At 70.7% G+C, this 18,553-nt stretch carries 14 protein-coding genes; 2 read left to right on the top strand and 12 right to left on the bottom strand.

The window, feature by feature from the left end; genetic code table 11:
* Positions 1-127: 127 nt before the first annotated feature.
* The 4 genes from ACYVAG_RS07585 to ACYVAG_RS07570 all read right to left on the bottom strand — a co-directional run bounded on the left by ACYVAG_RS07585 (position 128) and on the right by ACYVAG_RS07570 (position 5,702).
* Positions 128-868, bottom strand: coding sequence for a hypothetical protein (locus ACYVAG_RS07585; RefSeq protein ID WP_460768470.1), 741 nt, complete (start codon positions 866-868; stop codon positions 128-130).
* Positions 856-4,416, bottom strand: a complete 3,561-nt coding sequence (gene dnaE / locus ACYVAG_RS07580; protein WP_460768469.1) for a DNA polymerase III subunit alpha — start codon at positions 4,414-4,416, stop codon at positions 856-858. Before dnaE ends, ACYVAG_RS07585 begins: the two co-directional genes overlap by 13 nt.
* Before the next feature lie 123 nt (positions 4,417-4,539).
* The gene (locus ACYVAG_RS07575; protein ID WP_460768467.1) at positions 4,540-5,175 is read right to left on the bottom strand and encodes a hypothetical protein; all 636 of its coding nucleotides are present in this window, start codon (positions 5,173-5,175) and stop codon (positions 4,540-4,542) included.
* Between the two features lie 17 nt (positions 5,176-5,192).
* Positions 5,193-5,702, bottom strand: a complete 510-nt coding sequence (locus tag ACYVAG_RS07570) for a SigE family RNA polymerase sigma factor (RefSeq protein ID WP_460768466.1) — start codon at positions 5,700-5,702, stop codon at positions 5,193-5,195.
* 137 nt (positions 5,703-5,839) lie between these two features.
* Here ACYVAG_RS07570 and ACYVAG_RS07565 point away from each other — a divergent pair, with 137 nt between their 5' ends.
* Entirely contained in the window at positions 5,840-6,616 is a 777-nt protein-coding gene (locus ACYVAG_RS07565) for a hypothetical protein (protein ID WP_460768465.1), read from the top strand.
* The gene (locus ACYVAG_RS07560; RefSeq protein ID WP_460768463.1) at positions 6,613-7,542 is read left to right on the top strand and encodes a hypothetical protein; all 930 of its coding nucleotides are present in this window, start codon (positions 6,613-6,615) and stop codon (positions 7,540-7,542) included. The genes ACYVAG_RS07565 and ACYVAG_RS07560 overlap by 4 nt, the downstream gene beginning before the upstream one ends.
* 31 nt (positions 7,543-7,573) lie before the next feature.
* On the opposite strand, the gene ACYVAG_RS07555 is transcribed toward ACYVAG_RS07560, so the two are convergent.
* The 8 genes from ACYVAG_RS07555 to trpB form a co-directional block, all read right to left on the bottom strand.
* Positions 7,574-8,164, bottom strand: coding sequence for a hypothetical protein (locus tag ACYVAG_RS07555; RefSeq protein ID WP_460768462.1), 591 nt, complete (start codon positions 8,162-8,164; stop codon positions 7,574-7,576).
* Positions 8,140-8,337: a hypothetical protein gene (locus tag ACYVAG_RS07550; protein ID WP_460768460.1), complete on the bottom strand. Its 198-nt coding sequence runs from the start codon at positions 8,335-8,337 to the stop codon at positions 8,140-8,142. The genes ACYVAG_RS07555 and ACYVAG_RS07550 overlap by 25 nt, the downstream gene beginning before the upstream one ends.
* A 235-nt stretch (positions 8,338-8,572) precedes the next feature.
* Positions 8,573-10,039: a glutamate synthase subunit beta gene (locus ACYVAG_RS07545; protein WP_460768459.1), complete on the bottom strand. Its 1,467-nt coding sequence runs from the start codon at positions 10,037-10,039 to the stop codon at positions 8,573-8,575.
* Positions 10,040-10,089: 50 nt separating this feature from the next.
* Positions 10,090-14,616 (bottom strand): glutamate synthase large subunit, encoded by a 4,527-nt coding sequence (gene gltB, locus ACYVAG_RS07540; RefSeq protein WP_460768457.1) that lies wholly within the window; start codon positions 14,614-14,616, stop codon positions 10,090-10,092.
* Positions 14,617-14,770: 154 nt separating this feature from the next.
* Positions 14,771-15,658 carry a hypothetical protein gene (locus ACYVAG_RS07535; protein WP_460768456.1) on the bottom strand — a complete coding sequence of 296 codons (888 nt, stop codon included), beginning with the start codon at positions 15,656-15,658 and terminating at the stop codon, positions 14,771-14,773.
* A 17-nt stretch (positions 15,659-15,675) separates the two neighbouring features.
* Positions 15,676-16,314, bottom strand: coding sequence for an SCO family protein (locus tag ACYVAG_RS07530; RefSeq protein ID WP_460768454.1), 639 nt, complete (start codon positions 16,312-16,314; stop codon positions 15,676-15,678).
* Between the two features lie 88 nt (positions 16,315-16,402).
* Complete coding sequence (trpA, locus tag ACYVAG_RS07525) at positions 16,403-17,239, bottom strand: tryptophan synthase subunit alpha (protein ID WP_460768452.1); 837 nt, start codon at positions 17,237-17,239, stop codon at positions 16,403-16,405.
* A complete protein-coding gene (gene trpB / locus ACYVAG_RS07520) occupies positions 17,239-18,528 on the bottom strand; it encodes a tryptophan synthase subunit beta (protein ID WP_460768450.1) in 1,290 nt (429 codons plus the stop codon). The genes trpA and trpB overlap by 1 nt, the downstream gene beginning before the upstream one ends.
* Positions 18,529-18,553: the final 25 nt, after the last annotated feature.

Below are 18,553 nucleotides of genomic sequence, written 5' to 3'. Positions count from 1 at the left end.
ACTCCCTGACGCGGGCGAGCGCGAGACTGCCTGCGGGGCCAGACGCCTGGTCGTGTCCGCCGTGGGCGCCCCGATGGCACCACCGTACGCCTCCCCCCGCCGACACGCCATGGCCGACCGGGGCCGCTCAGGAGGTTTCGGGACCCACCTGCTTCTTCGGCTTCCTGGCCTTCGGTGGCGGGCGCACACCGCTCTCCTCGGGGTCACGCAGCAGGGACGACAGCAGCATGATGGGCAGCACCGCGCCGAAGGGCCACGCGAGGACCGCGGCCGGGGCCCGCACCGTCAGTTCGATGGGCAGCACGTCACCGGGAGACGCGCTCGCGAGGCGCGGCTCGAAGGCGCCCGGCCCGAGCCACCAGCCGGTCTGCCAACAGCTCAGCGCCATCACCGTGGCGCCGAACACCGCGATCACCACCACGGGCCAGCCCACGCCCGCGAACCATCGCCACACCAGCAGCCCGAGCCCCAGCCCGAGCACCAGCCCGAGGCCGGTGAACCAGACATCGCCCGCCACATAGTTCGCGAGCCCGCGCTCGCTGGTCACCGCTCCCCCATCGGAGTTCACGGCGTAGGTGGTCAACGGCACGACGAGCTTCCAGACGAGGCCGGCGATCGCGCCGCCCACCACGGTGACGACGCCGAGGACACCGAGCCACAGACCCAACGGCTGCTTGGTCGGACGCTCGCGGATCGGCCCCCGGCGCTCCGGCGTGATGACCGGGAGCGTGCCCGTCGTGACCGAGTCACCGACGTGCTGGATCGACGGCTGGGCGGCGTCGTGGACGTTCGCCGAGGTGGCCGACGTGGGGCTCTGTGACGGGCTCTGCGCGGTGGGCCCGTTCGGCGACTGGTTCAGGTGAGACATGACGGCCCCAATAATGCCTTGAGGTCGGCCATCAGGGGTGGCGAAGGGGTGACACGGAGGCCCTGGTCGACCCGCCAGACCGAGACCTTGTTCTGGGTCTGGAGGCGCAACTGGACCTCGGTCATGCCGGGGTGGGCCTTCAGGACGTGGCGCAGTTCCTCGACCACCGGCGGCGTACAGCGCGTGGCGGGCAGGGTGATGACGACGGGCTTCGACGGTCCCTCGTTCACGTCGGGGACCGTCACCTCCTGGGCCATCATCGAGACCGAGTCCTCGCGCGCGCGAACCTGGCCCTTGATGCGGACCACCACGTCGGTCGCGAGCGAGGTCGACACCAGGTTGTAGACCTTGGGGAACAGCACGATCTCCATCGACGCCTCGAGGTCCTCGAGCGTCAGGATCGCCATGAAGTCGCCCGACTTGGTCGTCTTGCGGACCACGGACGTGATCATGCCGGCCACGGCGATCGACTGGTCGCGGGGACCGTCCTCGGCCATCAGCCGGCCGATCGAGATGTCGCGCTCGTTGTCGAGGATGTGCTCGAGCCCCTGCAGCGGGTGGTCGGAGACATAGAGGCCGAGCATCTCGCGCTCGAACGCCAGCTTGGTGCGCTTGTCCCAGTCGTCGATCTCGGGCACGGGCGTCAGCATCGACATGGCCGAGCCCACGGAGTCGTCGCCGAAGCCCGCGAACAGGTCGTCCTGGCCGTTGGCCTGGTTGCGCTTGACGTCGATGACCTGGTCGATGTTGTTCTCATAGACCTCCATCAGCGCCCGCCGCGGGTGGCCCATCGAGTCGAACGCGCCGGCCTTGATGAGCGACTCGACGAGCCGCTTGTTGCAGGCCTGCAGCGGCGCCTTGTCGAGGAAGTCGTTGAAGCTCGTCGCCTTGCCGGTCACCTCGCGCTCGGCCGCCATCACGCCGACCACGTTGGCGCCCACGTTGCGGACGGCCGACAGCCCGAAGCGGATGTCGGTGCCGACCGGGGTGAAGTTCATGGACGACTCGTTGACGTCGGGCGGCAGCACCTTGATGCCCATGTGGCGGCACTCGCCCAGATAGATGGCCATCTTGTCCTTGTCGTCCTTCACCGAGGTGAGGAGCGCGGCCATGTATTCGGTCGGGAAGTTCGCCTTCAGATAGCCCGTCCAATAGGACACCAGGCCGTACGCAGCCGTGTGGGCCTTGTTGAACGCGTAGTCGGAGAACGGGACCAGCACGCCCCACAACGCCGCGATCGAGCCCTCGTTGTAGCCGTTGGCCTTCATGCCGGCCTCGAAGTTCACGAACTCCGCGTCGAGCACCTCGCGCTTCTTCTTGCCCATGGCGCGGCGCAGCAGGTCGGCGTTGCCGAGGGTGTAGCCCGCGAGCTTCTGGGCGATCTCCATGACCTGCTCCTGATAGATCACCAGGCCATAGGTCGTGCCGAGGATGGGGTCGAGCGCCTCGATCATCTCGGGCTGCAGCTTCCCCTTGAGCTGGGGGTCCAGCGGGATCAGCTCCTGCTTGCCGTTCTTGCGCAGCGCGAAGTTCGTGTGGGCGTTCACGCCCATCGGCCCGGGACGATAGAGCGCGAGGGCGGCCGAGATGTCTTCGAAGTTGTCGGGCTGCATCAGCCGCAGGAGCTCTCGCATGCCGCCGCCGTCGAGCTGGAACACCCCGAGGGTGTCGCCGCGGCCGAGCAGCTCGTAGGTCTTGCGGTCGGTGAGGTCCTTCGCGAGGGCGTCGAGGTCGATGTCGATGTCCTGGTTGAGCTTGATGTTCTCCAGGGCGTCGCCCATGATCGTCAGGTTCCGCAGGCCCAGGAAGTCCATCTTGACCAGGCCGAGCGTCTCGCACGTCGGATAGTCGAACTGGGTGATGATCGCGCCGTCGGCCTCCCGCTTCATCAGCGGGATGATGTCGATCAGGGGCTCGCTCGACATGATGACGCCGGCGGCGTGGACGCCCCACTGGCGCTTGAGCCCCTCGATGCCCATGCCGGTGTCGACGACCTGCTTGACCTCGGGGTCGCCCTCATAGAGCTCGCGGAACTCGTTGCCCTCGGAATAGCGCTTGTGGTCGGTGTTGAACAGGTCCTTCAGCGGGACGTCCTTGCCCATCACCGCGGGCGGCATGGCCTTGGTGATGCGGTCGCCCATCGAGAAGGGCTTGTCGAGCAGGCGCGCGGCGTCCTTCACGGCCTGCTTGGCCTTGATCGTGCCGTAGGTGACGATCATGGCGACCTTGTCGGCGCCGTACTTCTCCGTCACGTAGCGGATCACCTCGGGACGGCGGCGGTCGTCGAAGTCGACGTCGAAGTCGGGCATCGACTTGCGCTCGGGGTTCAGGAACCGCTCGAAGATCAGGCCGTGGGGAATGGGGTCGAGGTCGGTGATGCGCATCGCGTACGCGCACATCGACCCGGCGCCCGAACCGCGACCCGGGCCGACGTGGATGCCGTTGGCCTTGGCCCACTTGATGAAGTCGGACACGACGAGGAAGTAGCCCGCGTACCCCTTCCCGAGGATGACCTCGGTCTCGTAGGCCGCCTGCTTGTGGGCGTAGTCGGGGATGCCGTCGGGGAAGCGCTCGGACAGGCCGCGCTCGACCTCCTTGACGAACCAGGACTCCTCGTTCTCGCCGTCGGGGACGGGGAAGCGCGGCATGAACCGTCCCTCCCCCTCGGTGAACTCGATCTGGCAGCGCTCGGCGATGTCGAGGGTGGTGTCGCACGCCTCCGGCAGTTCGCGGAACAGCTCACGCATCTCCTGCGGCGACTTCAGGTAGTAGCCCTCGCCGTTGAACCGGAACCGGTTCGGGTTCATCTTGGTCGAGCCGGCCGACACGCAGAGCAGGTCGTCGTGGGCGCCCGCGTCGTGCTTGTGGACGTAGTGGAGGTCGTTGGTCGCGACCAGCGGGAGCGAAAGGTCCTTCGCGATGTCGAGCAGGCCCTGGCGTACGGACGTCTCGATGTCGAGGCCGTGGTCCATGAGCTCGACATAGAAGTTGTCGTGGCCGAAGATGTCGCGGAACTCGGCGGCCGAGGCCAGCGCCTCCTTGTATTGCCCCAGCCGCAGGTGGGTCTGGACCTCGCCCGAGGGGCACCCGGTCGTCGCGAGCAGGCCCTTCGCGTAGGTGTTCAGCAGCTCCCGGTCGGCGCGCGGCTTGTAGAAGAAGCCCTCGAGGCTCGACCGCGTCGACAGTCGGAACAGGTTGTGCATCCCGGCCGTGTTCTCGGCCCACATCGTCATGTGGGTGTAGGCGCCCGACGCGGCGACGTCGTCGCCCGTGCCGTCGCCGAACCGGACGCGCTTGCGCTCGGAGCGGTGGGTCTTCGGCGTCAGGTAGGCCTCGAGGCCGATGATCGGCTTCACCGGCGTGCCCTTGGAGTTCTTGTAGAACTCGTAGGCGCCGAACAGGTTGCCGTGGTCGGTCATCGCGATCGCCGGCATGCCCATCTCCTCGCAGCCGGTGAAGAGGTCCTTCACACGCGCCGCGCCGTCCAGCATCGAATATTCCGAGTGGACGTGCAGGTGGACGAAACCGTCCGACGACGAACCCGACATCCCCTGCACACACCTCCGCCGACCGAACCGCTGAGATGAACACCCTAGCCGGGTTCTCCGACAGTCCGCATCCCACGCCGACGACGTTCGCAACGGCGCACATCCGTACGCCGTGCCCCGGGCTCAGTCCGTGCGCGCCACGCTGCCGTCCGGCGCGACCTGGCGTACGCGGAAGGGCCCGTCGCCGACCGGGTCGGGGGCGTACGCGAGCAACGGCTCGTCCGGGGACCCGGCCCCGACGACGGTCATCGGGAGCCACCGGTCGCCGGACGCGTACTGAGCGACGTGGGTGGCCCGCGGTCCCCGGTGGATGACCCAGCGACGCGTCGCGCCCGGCGCGGCGACCGCGCCCGGACCCGTGCGGCAGACCGGCGGACCGGCGGGCGGGACGACGCAGAAGCCGTCCGCCCGGACGCGGAGCGCCAGGCCGTCGACCACGGGCGCGTCGCGACCGGCCTGGGGTGCCTGCGGCCCGACCGTGCGATGGGCGCTGCCGGGCGAGGTCGAGGCGTCGGCCCGCCGCTCCGCCGGCGCGGCCGGCGCGGCCGCGCTCGATCCCTCCTGCGCCGCCTGATCCGTCACGTTCACCGCGGTCACGACGCCGCCCGTGACGACCACCAGTCCGGCGGCCGCGGCGGCGACCTGCAGCCGGCGTGCGGCGCGGTGGCGCCGCGCGCCGTGGATGATCGCGTCGGCGTCCAGCGCCGGGGGTGCCTCCTCGCGCAGGGCCATGCGCAGCCTCTCCTCGGGATCGGTCATCGGTTCCCTCTCCTCCATCACGCCTCCCTCACCTCGCTGAGCCCCGGCGCTGCCCGCAACTTGCCCAGCGCCCGCGCACAGGCGCTCTTCACGGTGCCGACCGCGATGCCGAGCTCGCGCGCCGTGTCGGCCTCGGTCAGGTCGTCCGCATAGCGCAGGACCACCACGGCCCGCTCCCGCGGCGTCAGCTCGGCGAGCGCCGCGCGGACCGCCTCGCGATCGGCGATGGCGCCCGGCACGTCGGGTCCGGGGCCGTGCGGCTCGAGGTCGTGCTCGGTCACCTGCTCGCGCCAGGGACGACGCCGCTGCCGGTCGTGGTGGACGTTGACCAGGATCCGCCGCACGTAGGCGAACCGGTCGTCGGCCCGGCGCACGCGCCCCCACTTGAGGTAGGCCTTCTCGAGCGCCTGCTGGGCCAGGTCCTGGGCCAGGTGGGGGTCGCCGCACAGGCCGCGCGCGATGACCTGCAGGCGCGGCGAATGGTCACGGACGAAGGCCGCGAACTCCTCGTCGGTCCGGTTCGCCACCACACCTCCCTCACTGGTCCCGCTCTTCTGGCTCCTGGTCCCTGGCTCCACTCTGCACGACGGGTCCGGGCACGCAGAAGGTTCCGCGGCCAAGTGAAGTGGTGCGCCACTACAGTGACGCTCAGCGAAGGAGGACCATGAGCCACGGACCAGACGACCCGGCGCGGCCCGCCGCCGACGACGACCGACCGTGGTTCCGCGACGAGGTCGGCCCACCGCTGCCGCCGCCCGGACCCCAGGGACCGTACGCCGGGCCGCACCCACATCCGTTCGGCCCGCCCACGCAACAGTTCCCGGCCCAGCAATTCCCTCCCACACAACAGTTCCCGACCACCCAGCAGTTCCCTGCGCGGCCGCCCCAGCAGCCCCAGCACCCACCGCGACGTCCACAGGACCCGCCGCCCGAGGAGCGCAGTTTCGTGCCCCTCCTGCTCATCCTGCTGGTGGTGATCGTCATCGCGGGTGTCGCGGCGTTCGCTTTCACGCAGCTCCGCGGCCGCCAAGGCGTGGAGGTCACCGTGCCGACGCCTCCCGCCACGACGGTCCCGCCCTCGCCCGGCCCGGAGCCCACGGCCCGAGAGACCCCCGCCCCGCCCGAGCCGACCCCGGCCCCGTCGTCGGCTCCGCCGCCCGCGCCCCGCCCGCCTGCCGTGCTCCCGGCCGGAGCCAGGGAATGTCCGGCGATCCACCCCGCGTCCATGAGCCCGGGCCGGTCAGCCATCGGCAACAGCGCGACCACCTGCGCGTTCGCCGAGGAGGTCCGCCTGGTGTACGCGGCCCAACCCGTCCGCAACGCCCGCGTCGACCTCAGCGCCCGCTCGCCCGTCACGCGGCAGACCTATCCCATGGTCTGCACCGGCGACGCGGTGGTCACCTGCACCGGCGGCACGAACGCCGTGGTGCACCTCCTGTGAGGGGCACCGGTCGGGCGGCGGCGGTCCCCCTGGTGGCCGCGCTGGCGGTCACGGCGTGCGTGCCCGGCGGGTCGAACCCCGCCTGGCCGACCCCGATCCCCCCGGTCCCGATCCCCTCGGCCCCGGCCCCGACCGCGGTGCCGTCGAGCCCGTCCCGTCCGTCCCCGTCGACCGCATCGGAGTCGCCCGTGCCGCCCACCTCGCCCTCGTCCGACGTCGCGGCCTTCACCGGCCAGCTGCGCGCGTACGCCGCCTCCCGCGGCGTCCCCCTGGGCGTCGTCGTGCTCCCCATCGGCGGCCAACCCGTCGAGGCGGGCACCTGGTCGACCGGCGTCGCCTGGTCGACCAGCAAGGTGCCGCTGGTCGTCGCCAGCGCGCGCCAGGACCCCGCCGCCCCGGCCACCGTGCGCGAGGCCGCGATCGTCCGGTCCGACAACGCGGCGGCGATGCGCCTGTGGGAGTCCCTGGGGACGCCGGACCAGGCGGCCGCGCGTGTGGATGCCGTCGCGGCCGCGTACGGGGCGCCGATCCAGACGCAGCGCCGGGTCGTCCGGGCAGGCTTCTCCCCCTTCGGTCAGACCGAGTGGTCGACCGCGGGGCAGGCGCGCTTCATGGCGGGGCTGGCGTGCGACTCCTCCCCCGCGGCAGTCGCCACCAAGGAACTCATGGGGCGGATCTCGCCGGATCACCGCTGGGGTCTCGGCCGGCTCCCCGGCGCCCGGTTCAAGGGGGGCTGGGGTCCCACGACGACCGGTTCCCAGCTCGTCCGCCAGATGGGCGTGGTCGACCTGGGCTCGGGTCAGGTGGCGATCGCGATCGCCACCGAGGCCGGCACCGAAGCCGGGGCCCGGGCCGAACTCGACGCCGTGGCCGGCTGGCTCGCCGACCATGGGCGCGGCCTGCGCGCGCCGGGGTGCCCGCGCTGACCGCGCCGCCGGCCCCCGCGGCGCGGGGCCCTCAGCGCCGCAGGCTCATCAACCACGCGAGCAGGTAGGCGTACGAGTTCCCGTCGTCGACGCGGCCGGGCCCGAAGCGCCGGGCCTCGTCGAGCGCCCGCGTGCGGGCCTGTTCGCCGCCGAGGGCGGCGTACATCATCAGGTAGTCGCCGTACTGCTGCTGGAACCCCTTGGTCGCGGTCGCCTCCGCCACGTTGCGGCCGATGCGCGCGGGTTCGGTCGCGAGGTGCTCCGACGACGGGCTGCCGGGGATCACGAGGATCGCCAGCGCCGCGGCCGGCTCGGCCGAGAACCACGTCGCATAGTCACGCTTCCCGCCCCAGTTCAGGGGCGCGATCGCGTGGTCGAACCCGCGATAGACCGGGTCGGCGGCGTCGAAATCGGTCCAATAGGCCTGCGCCGACCGCGCCGAACGGGGACGTGCCGGACGCCCACGAGTGGGAGGCGTACGCGTCGAAGTTGCGGCGCCGGGGGAAGTCCTTGCCCCCCGGGCTGTCCGCGATGTCGGTGACCGCGGTGGGCGAACAGGTTCTGGGAGTTCACGTTGACGTCGAAGTCGCGCATCGGTCAGGTGCCCGACAGGATCGTCCACATCGCCATCAGGGCGTGGAAGATGAGCACCGATTCGGCGATCATCACCAGGGTCCACGGCAGTGGGTCGCCCCAGTACGCCGGATTCCACAGGAAGGCCGCGTACGCGATGATGCCCAACAGGGCGAGCATCGCGACGAGCAGCATCACGGGCGACAGGGAATCTCGTCCCACTGTCGCCGCCGTTGCCCGTCTGCTGTCAAAGGGCACAGGCTCAGTATTTTCGTATGTCACAACACATCCCCCCCGGGAATCCGGCCCCGGATGGGCCGGCGAATGTGTCTTCATCCTTGGCCGCCCTCATGTGGGGCGGCCACATCCTCACCGCCAGCACGTGAACGGAAGGTGAACGGAACAAGCCGACACGTCGTGTCGGGCGTGTCGGCCTGCCGGGGTGGAGCCCGGGGAGCTAGACGACCATGGGGCGTTCGGTCGGGAGGATCGGCTTCGGCAGCTTCGTGTCCCCAGTCAGGAACCAGTCCACGCCCGCCGCACACGAGCGCCCCTCGGCGATCGCCCAGACGATCAGCGACTGGCCCCGGCCCGCGTCGCCGCAGACGAAGACCCCTGGCTTCGACGTCTCGTAGTGCTCGCTGCGCGCGATGTTCCCGCGCTCGTCGAGCTCGAGGCCGAGCTGCTCGACCAGGCCCGTGCGCTGCGGGCCGGTGAAGCCCATGGCGAAGAGCACCAGCTGCGCCGGCACCTCGCGCTCGCTGCCCTCGACCGGCTGGAACCGGCCGTCGACCATCTCGACCTCCGACAGCCGCAGCGCCGCCACGTTGGCCTCCCCGTCGTCGACGAACTCCGAGGTCGAGACGGCATAGACCCGCTCACCGCCCTCCTCGTGGGCCGACGACGTGCGATAGAGCATCGGATAGGTCGGCCACGGCTGGTTGTCCGGCCGCAGCTCGGTCGGACGGGGCATGATCTCCAGCTGGGTGATCGAGCGAGCCCGCTGACGGATCGACGTGCCGAGGCAGTCGGCGCCGGTGTCGCCGCCGCCGATGATGACGACGTCCTTGCCCTCGGCCGTGATCTGGCCCTCGACCTGCTGGCCGAGCGCCACACGGTTGGCCTGCGGCAGGAACTCCATGGCCTGGTGGATGCCGCCGAGCTCGCGCCCCGGGATCGGCAGGTCGCGCGGCAGCGTCGCCCCAATGGCCAAGACCACGGCGTCGTAGCGGTCGAGCAGTTCCTCGGCGGTGATGTCGACGCCGACCTCAATGCCGTTGCGGAAGATCGTGCCCTCGTTGCGCATCTGGCGGATGCGGCGGTCGAGCACCTCCTTCTCCATCTTGAACTCGGGGATGCCGTAGCGCATCAGGCCGCCCGGGGCGTCGTCGCGCTCATAGACCGCGACGGTGTGGCCCTCGCGCGTCAGCTGCTGGGCGGCGGCAAGACCCGCGGGGCCCGATCCGACGACCGCGATCGTCTTGTTGGTGTGCCATTCCGGCAGCTGGGCCTTCACCGCACGGTTCGCGAAGCCGCGCTCGATGATCGAGACCTCGACGTTCTTGATGGTCACCGGTTCGCCGGAGATGCCCACCACGCAGGCGGTCTCGCACGGCGCCGGGCAGAGGCGACCGGTGAACTCCGGGAAGTTGTTCGTGGCGTGCAGGCGGTCGAGCGCGCCGTTCCAGTCGTTGCGGTAGGCGAGGTCGTTCCACTCCGGGATGAGGTTGCCGAGCGGGCAACCCGTGTGGCAGAAGGGGATGCCGCAGTCCATGCAGCGACCCGCCTGCGTGGAGATGATCGGGAGCAGCGGCCGAGCGGGGCTGCCCTCATACACCTCCTTCCAGTCGTTGACGCGCTCTTCGACGGGGCGGCGCCTGGCCACTTCTCTGTCGTGCTTGAGGAATCCGCGAGGATCGGCCATGTCAGTGGCTCCCTTCAGGGGTGGTGGCTCGCGCAGCCAGCGTTGTTGATTCAGACACCGGCGGCCTCCATCATCTTCGTGGTGGTGGCCGGCTCGTCCAGGCCCTCGGCCTCGGCGGCGGCGCGTGCGGCCATCACCTTGGCGTAGTCGCGCGGCAGGACCTTCGTCACCGCGGTGCGGATGGCCTCGTTGCCGCGGTCCAGCAGGTCCCTGGCCGCGGTCGAGCCGGTCTGGTCGTGGTGGCGCTGCAGCAGCTCCGCCACCTGCGCCACGTCGTCATCGGTCATGGCGACGATGTCGACGAGCTCGGTGTTGAGGTTGTGCTCGGCCAGGTCGGTCACGTACGCGACGCCGCCCGACATGCCAGCCGCGAAGTTGCGCCCGGTGCCACCGAGCACGAGCACGCGCCCTCCCGTCATGTATTCGCAGGCGTGGTCGCCCACGCCCTCGACGACCGCGGTCGCCCCGGAGTTGCGGACGCAGAAGCGCTCGCCGACGCGACCGCGCAGCAGCAGCTCTCCCGAGGTCGCGCCATAGCCGATGACGTTGCCGGCGATGATCTGCTCGCGGGCCTCGAAGCCGGCGTCGGCGGCGGGGCGGACGACGATGCGGCCGCCCGAGAGCCCCTTGCCGACGTAGTCGTTGGAGTCGCCCACCAGGCGCAACGTCACACCGCGCGGCAGGAAGGCGCCGAAGCTCTGTCCGCCCGTGCCGTGGAGCGTGATGTCGATCGTGTCGTCGTCGAACCCGCGGCCGCGCGTGGCCTTCGTGACCTCGTGGCCGAGGATGGTGCCCACGGTCCGGTTGATGTTGCGCACGCCGGTGGAGAAGGCGACCCGCTCCCCCGACTCGAGCGCCGTGCGCGCCTGCGGGATCAGGACCGTCCGGTCGAGCGACGCGTCGAGCCCGTGGTCCTGGGTCGTCACCCGCTTGACCGGCGACGTGTCGGCGAAGCCGCCCGTCGGGCGATGCAGGATCGGTGAGAGGTCGAGTCCGTGGGCCTTCCAGTACGCCTCCGCGTCGCGGGTGTCGAGGCACTCGACGTGGCCGATGGCCTCGTCGAGGCTGCGGAATCCGAGCTCGGCAAGGTATTCCCGGACCTCGGTCGCGATGAACTCGAAGAAGTTCACGACGTGGTCGGCCTTGCCGGTGTAGCGCCCGCGGAGCACCGGGTTCTGGGTGGCGATGCCGACCGGGCAGGTGTCGAGGTGGCAGACACGCATCATGACGCAGCCCGACACGACCAGTGGGGCCGTGGCGAAGCCATATTCCTCGGCGCCCAGCAGGGCGCCGATCACCACGTCGCGACCCGTCTTCAGCTGCCCGTCGACCTGCACGACGATGCGGTCGCGCAGGCCGTTGACGATCAGCGTCTGCTGGGCCTCGGCGAGCCCGAGCTCCCAGGGGCCGCCGGCATGCTTCAGCGAGGTCAGCGGCGCCGCGCCCGTTCCGCCGTCGTGGCCGGAGATCAGCACCACGTCGGCCTTGGCCTTCGAGACACCGGCCGCGACCGTGCCGACCCCGACCTCACCGACGAGCTTCACATGGACCCGCGCCGACGGGTTGGCGCACTTGAGGTCGTGGATCAGCTGCTTGAGGTCCTCGATCGAATAGATGTCGTGGTGGGGCGGCGGCGAGATCAGGCCCACACCGGGCGTCGAGTGACGGGTCTTCGCGACCCACGGATAGACCTTCTGGCCGGGGAGCTGACCACCCTCGCCGGGCTTGGCTCCCTGCGCCATCTTGATCTGGATGTCGTCGGCGTTCGAGAGATAGTCCGATGTCACGCCGAACCGGCCCGACGCGACCTGCTTGATGGCCGAGCGACGCGTCGGGTCATAGAGCCGGTCGGCGTCCTCACCGCCCTCACCGGTGTTCGACTTCGCCCCCAGTCGGTTCATGGCGATCGCCAGCGTCTCGTGGGCCTCCTGGCTGATCGAACCGTACGACATGGCTCCCGTCGAGAACCGCTTGACGATCTCGGAGATCGGCTCGACCTCGTCGATGTCGACCGGTCCGCGGCCCGACTTGAACGTCAGGAGGCCGCGCAGCGTCATCAGGCGCTTGCTCTGGTCGTCGACGTGCGAGGTGTACTTCTTGAAGATGTCGTAGCGCCCCGACCGCGTCGCGTGCTGCAGGCGGAACACCGTCTCGGGGTCGAACAGGTGGGGCTCCCCCTCGCGACGCCACTGGTATTCGCCGCCGATCTCCAGCTCGCGGTGCGGCAGGGGGATGCCGTCGGCGGGGTACGCCTTCAGGTGGCGGCGCCGGATCTCCTCGGCGATCTCCTCCAGCCCGAGGCCGCCGAGCTTCGAGGTCGTGCCGGTGAAGTACGTGTCGACGACCTCCTGCGACAGGCCGAGGCACTCGAAGATCTGCGCGCCGGTGTAGGACGCCACCGTCGAGACGCCCATCTTCGACATGACCTTGAGCACACCCTTGCCGAGCGCCTTCTTGACGTTCTTGACGGCGTCCTCGGGGGCGACCTTGACATAGACCTCCTCCCGCGCGAGGTCCTCGGCCCCCTCGAAGGCGAGGTAGGGGTTGACCGCGGCCGCGCCGAAACCGATCAGGGTCGCGACGTGGTGGACCTCGCGTACGTCGCCGGCCTCGACGATCAGACCGGCCTGCGTGCGGGACTTCTCCCGCACCAGGTGATGGTGGATCGCCGCCGTCATGAGCAGCGACGGGATCGGGGCATACTCGGCGTTGGAGTGGCGATCGGACAGGATGATCGTCCGCGCGCCCTCCCTGATGGCCTTCGACACGTCCGCGCAGGCGCGGTCGAGCGCGTGGCGCAGGCCCATCCCGCCGTCCTCGACACGGAACAGCCCGCGCACGACGAACGGCTGGAATCCCGGCATGTTGCCGTGCCGGTTGAGCGCCACGATCTTGGCGAGCTGGTCGTTGTCGAGGATCGGGAACGGGATGTTGATCTGGCGACACGAGGCGGGACCCGGGTCGAGCAGATTCTGCTCCGGCCCGATCGACCCCGCCAGCGAGGTGACGAGCTCCTCGCGGATCGCGTCGAGCGGCGGGTTCGTCACCTGGGCGAACAGCTGGGCGAAATAGTCGAACAGCAGGCGCGGGCGCTCCGACAGCGCGGCGATCGGCGAGTCGGTGCCCATGGAGCCGATCGGCTCCGCCCCCGTGTTGGCCATCGGGGTGAGCAGGATGCGCAGCTCCTCCTCGGTGTAGCCGAACACCTGCTGGCGCCGCGTCACCGACGCGTGGCCGTGGACGGTGTGGTCGCGCTCGGGCAGGTCGTCGAGCTCGATGAGCCCGGCGTCGAGCCACTCGCCGTAGGGGTGCTCGGCGGCGAGGATGTCCTTGATCTCGTCGTTGGGGATGATGCGGTGCTGGTCGAGGTCGGCGAGGAACATCTGCCCGGGCTGGAGGCGTCCCTTGCGGACGACCCGCTCCTGCGGGATGTCGAGCACGCCCGACTCCGACGCGAGCACGACCAGGCCGTCGTCGGTGACCCAGAACCGGCCCGGGCGCAGCCCGTTGCGGTCGAGGACCGCGCCGATCTGGGTGCCGTCGGTGAAGCAGACCGACGCCGGCCCGTCCCACGGCTCCATGAGGCAGGAGTGGAAACGATAGAAGTCGCGCCGCTTCGCGTCCATGTGGGGGTTGTTCTCCCACGCCTCCGGGATCATCATCAACACCGCGTGCGGCAGCGAGCGCCCGCCGAGGTGGAGCAGCTCGAGCACCTCGTCGAACGACGCCGAGTCGGAGTGACCGGGCGTACAGATCGGGAAGAGGCGCTCGAGGTTGCCGCCGATGAGGTCGCTGGCGAGCAGCTCCTCGCGGGCCCGCATCCAGTTACGGTTGCCGCGCACGGTGTTGATCTCGCCGTTGTGGGCGATCATGCGGAAGGGATGGGCGAGCTCCCAGCTCGGGAACGTGTTGGTGGAGAAGCGCGAGTGCACCAGGGCGAGCGCCGAGGTCATGCGCGGGTCGTGCAGCTCGGGGAAGACCTCCTCGAGCTGGTCGGTGGTCAGCATGCCCTTGTAGACCAGCGTGCGCGCCGACAACGAGGCGAAATAGGTGCCGGCCTCGCGTTCGGAGCGGCGACGCAGGCAGTACGCCAACCGCTCCAGCTCGAGCCCGGTCTCGTCCTTGGCTCCTGCGACGACGAGGTGGGCGAAGTCCGGCATGAACTCGGTGGAGACGTGGCTCAGCGTGGCCGACTCGGTCGGGACGTCACGCCAGCCGAGGACCGTCAGGCCCTCCTCGGCGGCGATCCGCTCGATCCGCTGTCGGGCGGCGCCACCGGTGGAGCGGTCGAGGAAGGCCGCGCCGACGGCGTACGCCCCGCGCTCCGGAAGGTCGAAGTCACACACCTCGCGGAGGAACGCGTCCGGGACCTGCAGGAGGATGCCGGCGCCGTCGCCCGCCGCGGTGTCGGCGCCCGTAGCGCCCCGGTGGTCGAGGTTGCGCAGCGCCTCCAGGCCCTTCTCGACGATGTCGTGGCTGGGTTCGCCCGTCAGCGTGGCGACGAACGCCACGCCGCAGGCGTCATGCTCGTACGCCGGGTCATAGAGGCCCTGGGCCTGCTGCACTCGCTGCACCATCGTGTCTCCTGCCTGTCAGCCCGCCGGGGCGGGACGTCGTGCCAGACGGACGGATCATGGTGAGCGCGGACCGCTGGCGAGCAGAACAGTAATGAGGGTGGGCCGAAGTGCAGAACCCGAGACGAACGCTGAGACGCCCTTGACTCGACGTGCGTCAGCGTGCCGTGGCGGGTTGGCCGCCGGCGGCGCGCACGGCCCTCGCGCGAAGGCCGCGCCAGTGGTAGTAGAGCCCGACGGCCGCGAAGCAGGTCATCACGAAGGCGATCACGACCATGGGCTGCCACCGGCCGAGCTCCTCGTCGAACCAGAGGAAGAAGCCCATGGAGAGGACCCAGCGGATCGCGACGGCCGAGAGCCACTGGCCGTGCTTCATGCGCTGCTGGCCCAGGGCGATGAGCCACGAGAGCGCCACCGCCGCCGCCACGTGGGCGATGACGAACATGCCGACCTCGGTCATGACCGGACGCAGCCGCCACCGCTCGAGCGCGCGGACATAGAGCTCGGGCTGCATGAGGCCCCAGAGCAGGCCCGTGACCAGACCGGTCACCAGGACGCCGTGGGTGCGCCGCAGGGTCGGCTGCAGCAGTGAGCGCCAGCCGAGCTCCTCGAGGCCGGCCATGAGGAAGAAGCCCAGCCCCAGCAGCAGCAGCATCGTCGAGAGGTCACCCGGCAGGGAGAAGGGATAGGGCACCTGCTCGAGCACGATGGGCCGCTTCGGCCAGCGCAACATCGTGGCGAACTGGACGCAGCCCAGGACGATGCCGGCGCCGAGCGCCAGGAGGAGGATGCAGCGGCGCACGACCTGGATGTTGAACCCGAAACCGGGCAGCCACACCGCGGCGAGCCCCAGGGGTCGACGCAGCGCGAGGGTGACGAGCGCGCCGAAGGCCGGGGCGGCCGACGGGAGGCTGAACACCCACCAGGCGATGTCGAGGCGCGTCTGCAGCCACCACAGGGGTGCCGTCGCCAGGGCAGTGGCGAGGACGAAGACAGCCACTGCCGCCCACGTGCGATCGCGGTTGGGGGAGGTCGTGGTCGTCACGGCGCCCATGATGCCACTCACCGCTGCTGCTGGGCGAACAGCGAGAAGTCGTGGATCAGGTCGCCGATGGGCGTCGACTGGGTCCACACGACGTGGGCGCGGTCGTCCTTGCCGATGCCGACGACCTGCGCACCGTGGCCGACCTCGTAGCCCCCCGAGGGCAGCTTCTTCATGTCCTCGACGGCGACCCCGAGGGCCTCGGCGGCGCGCTTGATGTCCCCCAGGTCCCCGGTGAGGCCGGAGAACGACGGATCGAAACGGTCGAGGTACGCGCGGACGGTCTTCGGGTCGTCGCGCGCCGGGTCGGTGGTGATGAACACCATCTGGACGTCGCCGCGGACCGCCGGGTCCATGCGCTGCAGGGCGCTCGCGACGTCGGACATCACGCCGATGCACACGTCGGGGCAGTTGGTGTAGCCGAAGAAGACCAGCGTGACCGGGCGCGACGGCGTCGTCCTCAGGTTGAACCGTTGTCCGGCGGTGTCGGTGAGCGTCACCTCGGGCACGTCATAGGGCTGGGTCAGCACCGCACCGCGAAGGCCGCTGGGATGCTCGGCGCCCGTGCGTCGGACGACCACGCCCGACCCCTCCTGCGGCACCGTGCACGCACTGAGGAGCGCGACCGCCACGAGCAGCGCGCCGACAAGCCTCACCATGGCCACCTCCGGATCTGTGTGCCGAGCCCTCCGGCCCCGCAACGGCCAAGCGTACGCAGCAGTTCCCAACCGCGTACGCCCGTCGCCGTCAGCCCCGGACGCCCGCCGCCAGGTCGTCGACCAGCGCCTGCAGCCCCGTGAGGTCGTCGGGACGGCCCGCGTCCTCGGCGTCCAGCAGCGTCCGCACGAGCGCGCTGCCGACGATCACGGCGTCGGCGTACGCGGCGGTCTCGCGCGCCTGCTCGCCGGTCGACACGCCCAGACCGATGCCGACGAGCACGTCGGGGCACAGGGCCCGGATGCGGGAGACGAGGGTCGGCGCGGCCGACGACGTCTCGGCGCGGGCGCCGGTGACGCCCATGACCGAGGTCGCGTACAGCCAGCCGCGGCACGCCGCGACCGTCGACCGGATGCGCTCGTCGCTCGAGCTCGGGGAGACCAGGAAGACGCGGTCGAGCCCATGGGCGTCCGAGGCCGCGATCCACTCCTGCGCCTCGTCGGGCGTGAGGTCGGGGGTGATCAGGCCGCGGCCGCCCGCCGCGGCGAGGTCGCGGGCGAACGCGTCCACGCCGTAGCGCTCCACGATGTTCCAGTAGGTCATGACCACGGCCGGCGTGCCCGCGTCGGCGATGGTCTGGGTCGCCCGGAACAGGTCGCGGGTGCGTACGCCGCGCTCGAGCGCGCGCGTGCCGGCCAGCTGGACCGTCGGGCCGTCCATCACGGGATCGCTGTAGGGCATGCCGACCTCGACGACATCGCAACCCTCGGCGAGCACGCGGAGCGCGTCCAGCGAGCCGTCGACCGTGGGGTGGCCGACCGGCAGATAGCCCACCAGCGCCCTGCGGCCCTCGGCCGCGGCGGCCTGCAGGGCGCGGCCGGTGACACCGGGGTCGAATCCGGGGATCGGGGCGTTCTGGTCGGTCATCACAGCTCCTTGCTGCCGGTGGGTTCGGCGGGCTCGGCCGGGGCGTGGTCGCGTACGCCGCCCGCAGTGCCGTCGACCGAGCCGTCGATGCCGAACCAGCGGATCGCGGTCTCGACGTCCTTGTCGCCGCGGCCCGACAGGTTCACGATGATCAGGGGCTCGGTGTCGGGCGACTCGTCGCTCAGCCGCCGCCCCAGGCGGAGCGCACCCGCCAGCGCATGGGCCGACTCGATGGCCGGCATGATGCCCTCGGTGCGGGTGAGGAGCTGCAGCGCCTCCATCGCCTCGGTGTCGGTGACGGGCTCGTAGTGGGCACGGCCGGTGTCGGCGAGCCACGCGTGCTCGGGGCCGACGCCCGGATAGTCCAGCCCGGCGGAGATCGAGTGGGACTCGATGGTCTGGCCGTCCTCGTCCTGGAGCACGAACGTACGCATGCCGTGCAGCACGCCGAGCTGGCCGGCGGTGATCGTGGCGGCGTGGCGGCCGGTCTCGACGCCGTCGCCGCCGGCCTCGAAGCCGTGGAGGGCGACGTCGGGGTCGGCGATGAAGTCGGCGAACATGCCCATGGCGTTCGAGCCGCCACCCACGCAGGCCGCGACCGCGTCCGGCAGGCGGCCGAAGCGCTCGAGGGACTGCTCGCGCGCCTCGGTCGAGATGATGCGCTGGAACTCGCGGACGATCTTGGGGAACGGGTGGGGCCCACCGACCGACCCGATCAGGTAGTGGGTGTCGTCGACGCTGGCGACCCAGTCGCGCAGGGCCTCGTTCATGGCGTCCTTCAGCGTCTGGGAACCCGACTCGACGGCGACGACCTCGGCGCCGAGCAGTTGCATGCGGGCGACGTTGAGGGCCTGGCGGTCGGTGTCGACGCGGCCCATGTAGACGCGGCACTCCATGCCGAACAGGGCGGCGGCGGTGGCGGTGGCCACCCCGTGCTGGCCGGCGCCCGTCTCGGCGATCAGGCGGGTCTTACCCATGGCGCGGGCGAGCATGGCCTGGCCCAGCACGTTGTTGATCTTGTGGGAGCCGGTGTGGTTGAGGTCCTCGCGCTTCAGCACGATGCGGGCACGGCCCGCGTGGGCCGAGAACCGCGGGGCCTCGGTCAGCGGGCTCGGACGCCCTGTGTAGTTGCGTCGAAGGTCGTCGAGCTGGGTCTGGAAATCGGGGTCGGCGATGGAGTCCTCGAAGGCCTCCTCGAGCTGGGCCAGGGCGGCGTACAGGGCCTCGGGGACGAACTTGCCGCCGAAGCGCTCGAAGTGGCCGTGCTGGTCCGGATAGGTGCTGCTCATGCGGATCCCTCCTGGAGGTCGGGCG

This window comes from Mariniluteicoccus flavus, assembly GCF_054776655.1.
The sequence above is the reverse complement of the archived record's forward strand: the minus strand, read 5'-3'. Positions and strand labels throughout refer to the sequence as shown.

Excerpts from the sequence above, each read along its gene's own strand:
- ACYVAG_RS07585 (WP_460768470.1), bottom strand. The coding sequence starts at position 868 with ATGTCTCACCTGAACCAGTCGCCGAACGGGCCCACCGCGCAGAGCCCG.
- dnaE (WP_460768469.1), bottom strand. The coding sequence starts at position 4,416 with ATGTCGGGTTCGTCGTCGGACGGTTTCGTCCACCTGCACGTCCACTCG.
- ACYVAG_RS07575 (WP_460768467.1), bottom strand. The coding sequence starts at position 5,175 with ATGACCGATCCCGAGGAGAGGCTGCGCATGGCCCTGCGCGAGGAGGCA.
- ACYVAG_RS07565 (WP_460768465.1), top strand. The coding sequence starts at position 5,840 with ATGAGCCACGGACCAGACGACCCGGCGCGGCCCGCCGCCGACGACGAC.
- ACYVAG_RS07545 (WP_460768459.1), bottom strand. The coding sequence starts at position 10,039 with ATGGCCGATCCTCGCGGATTCCTCAAGCACGACAGAGAAGTGGCCAGG.
- gltB (WP_460768457.1), bottom strand. The coding sequence starts at position 14,616 with ATGGTGCAGCGAGTGCAGCAGGCCCAGGGCCTCTATGACCCGGCGTAC.
- ACYVAG_RS07530 (WP_460768454.1), bottom strand. The coding sequence starts at position 16,314 with ATGGTGAGGCTTGTCGGCGCGCTGCTCGTGGCGGTCGCGCTCCTCAGT.
- trpA (WP_460768452.1), bottom strand. The coding sequence starts at position 17,239 with ATGACCGACCAGAACGCCCCGATCCCCGGATTCGACCCCGGTGTCACC.
- trpB (WP_460768450.1), bottom strand. The coding sequence starts at position 18,528 with ATGAGCAGCACCTATCCGGACCAGCACGGCCACTTCGAGCGCTTCGGC.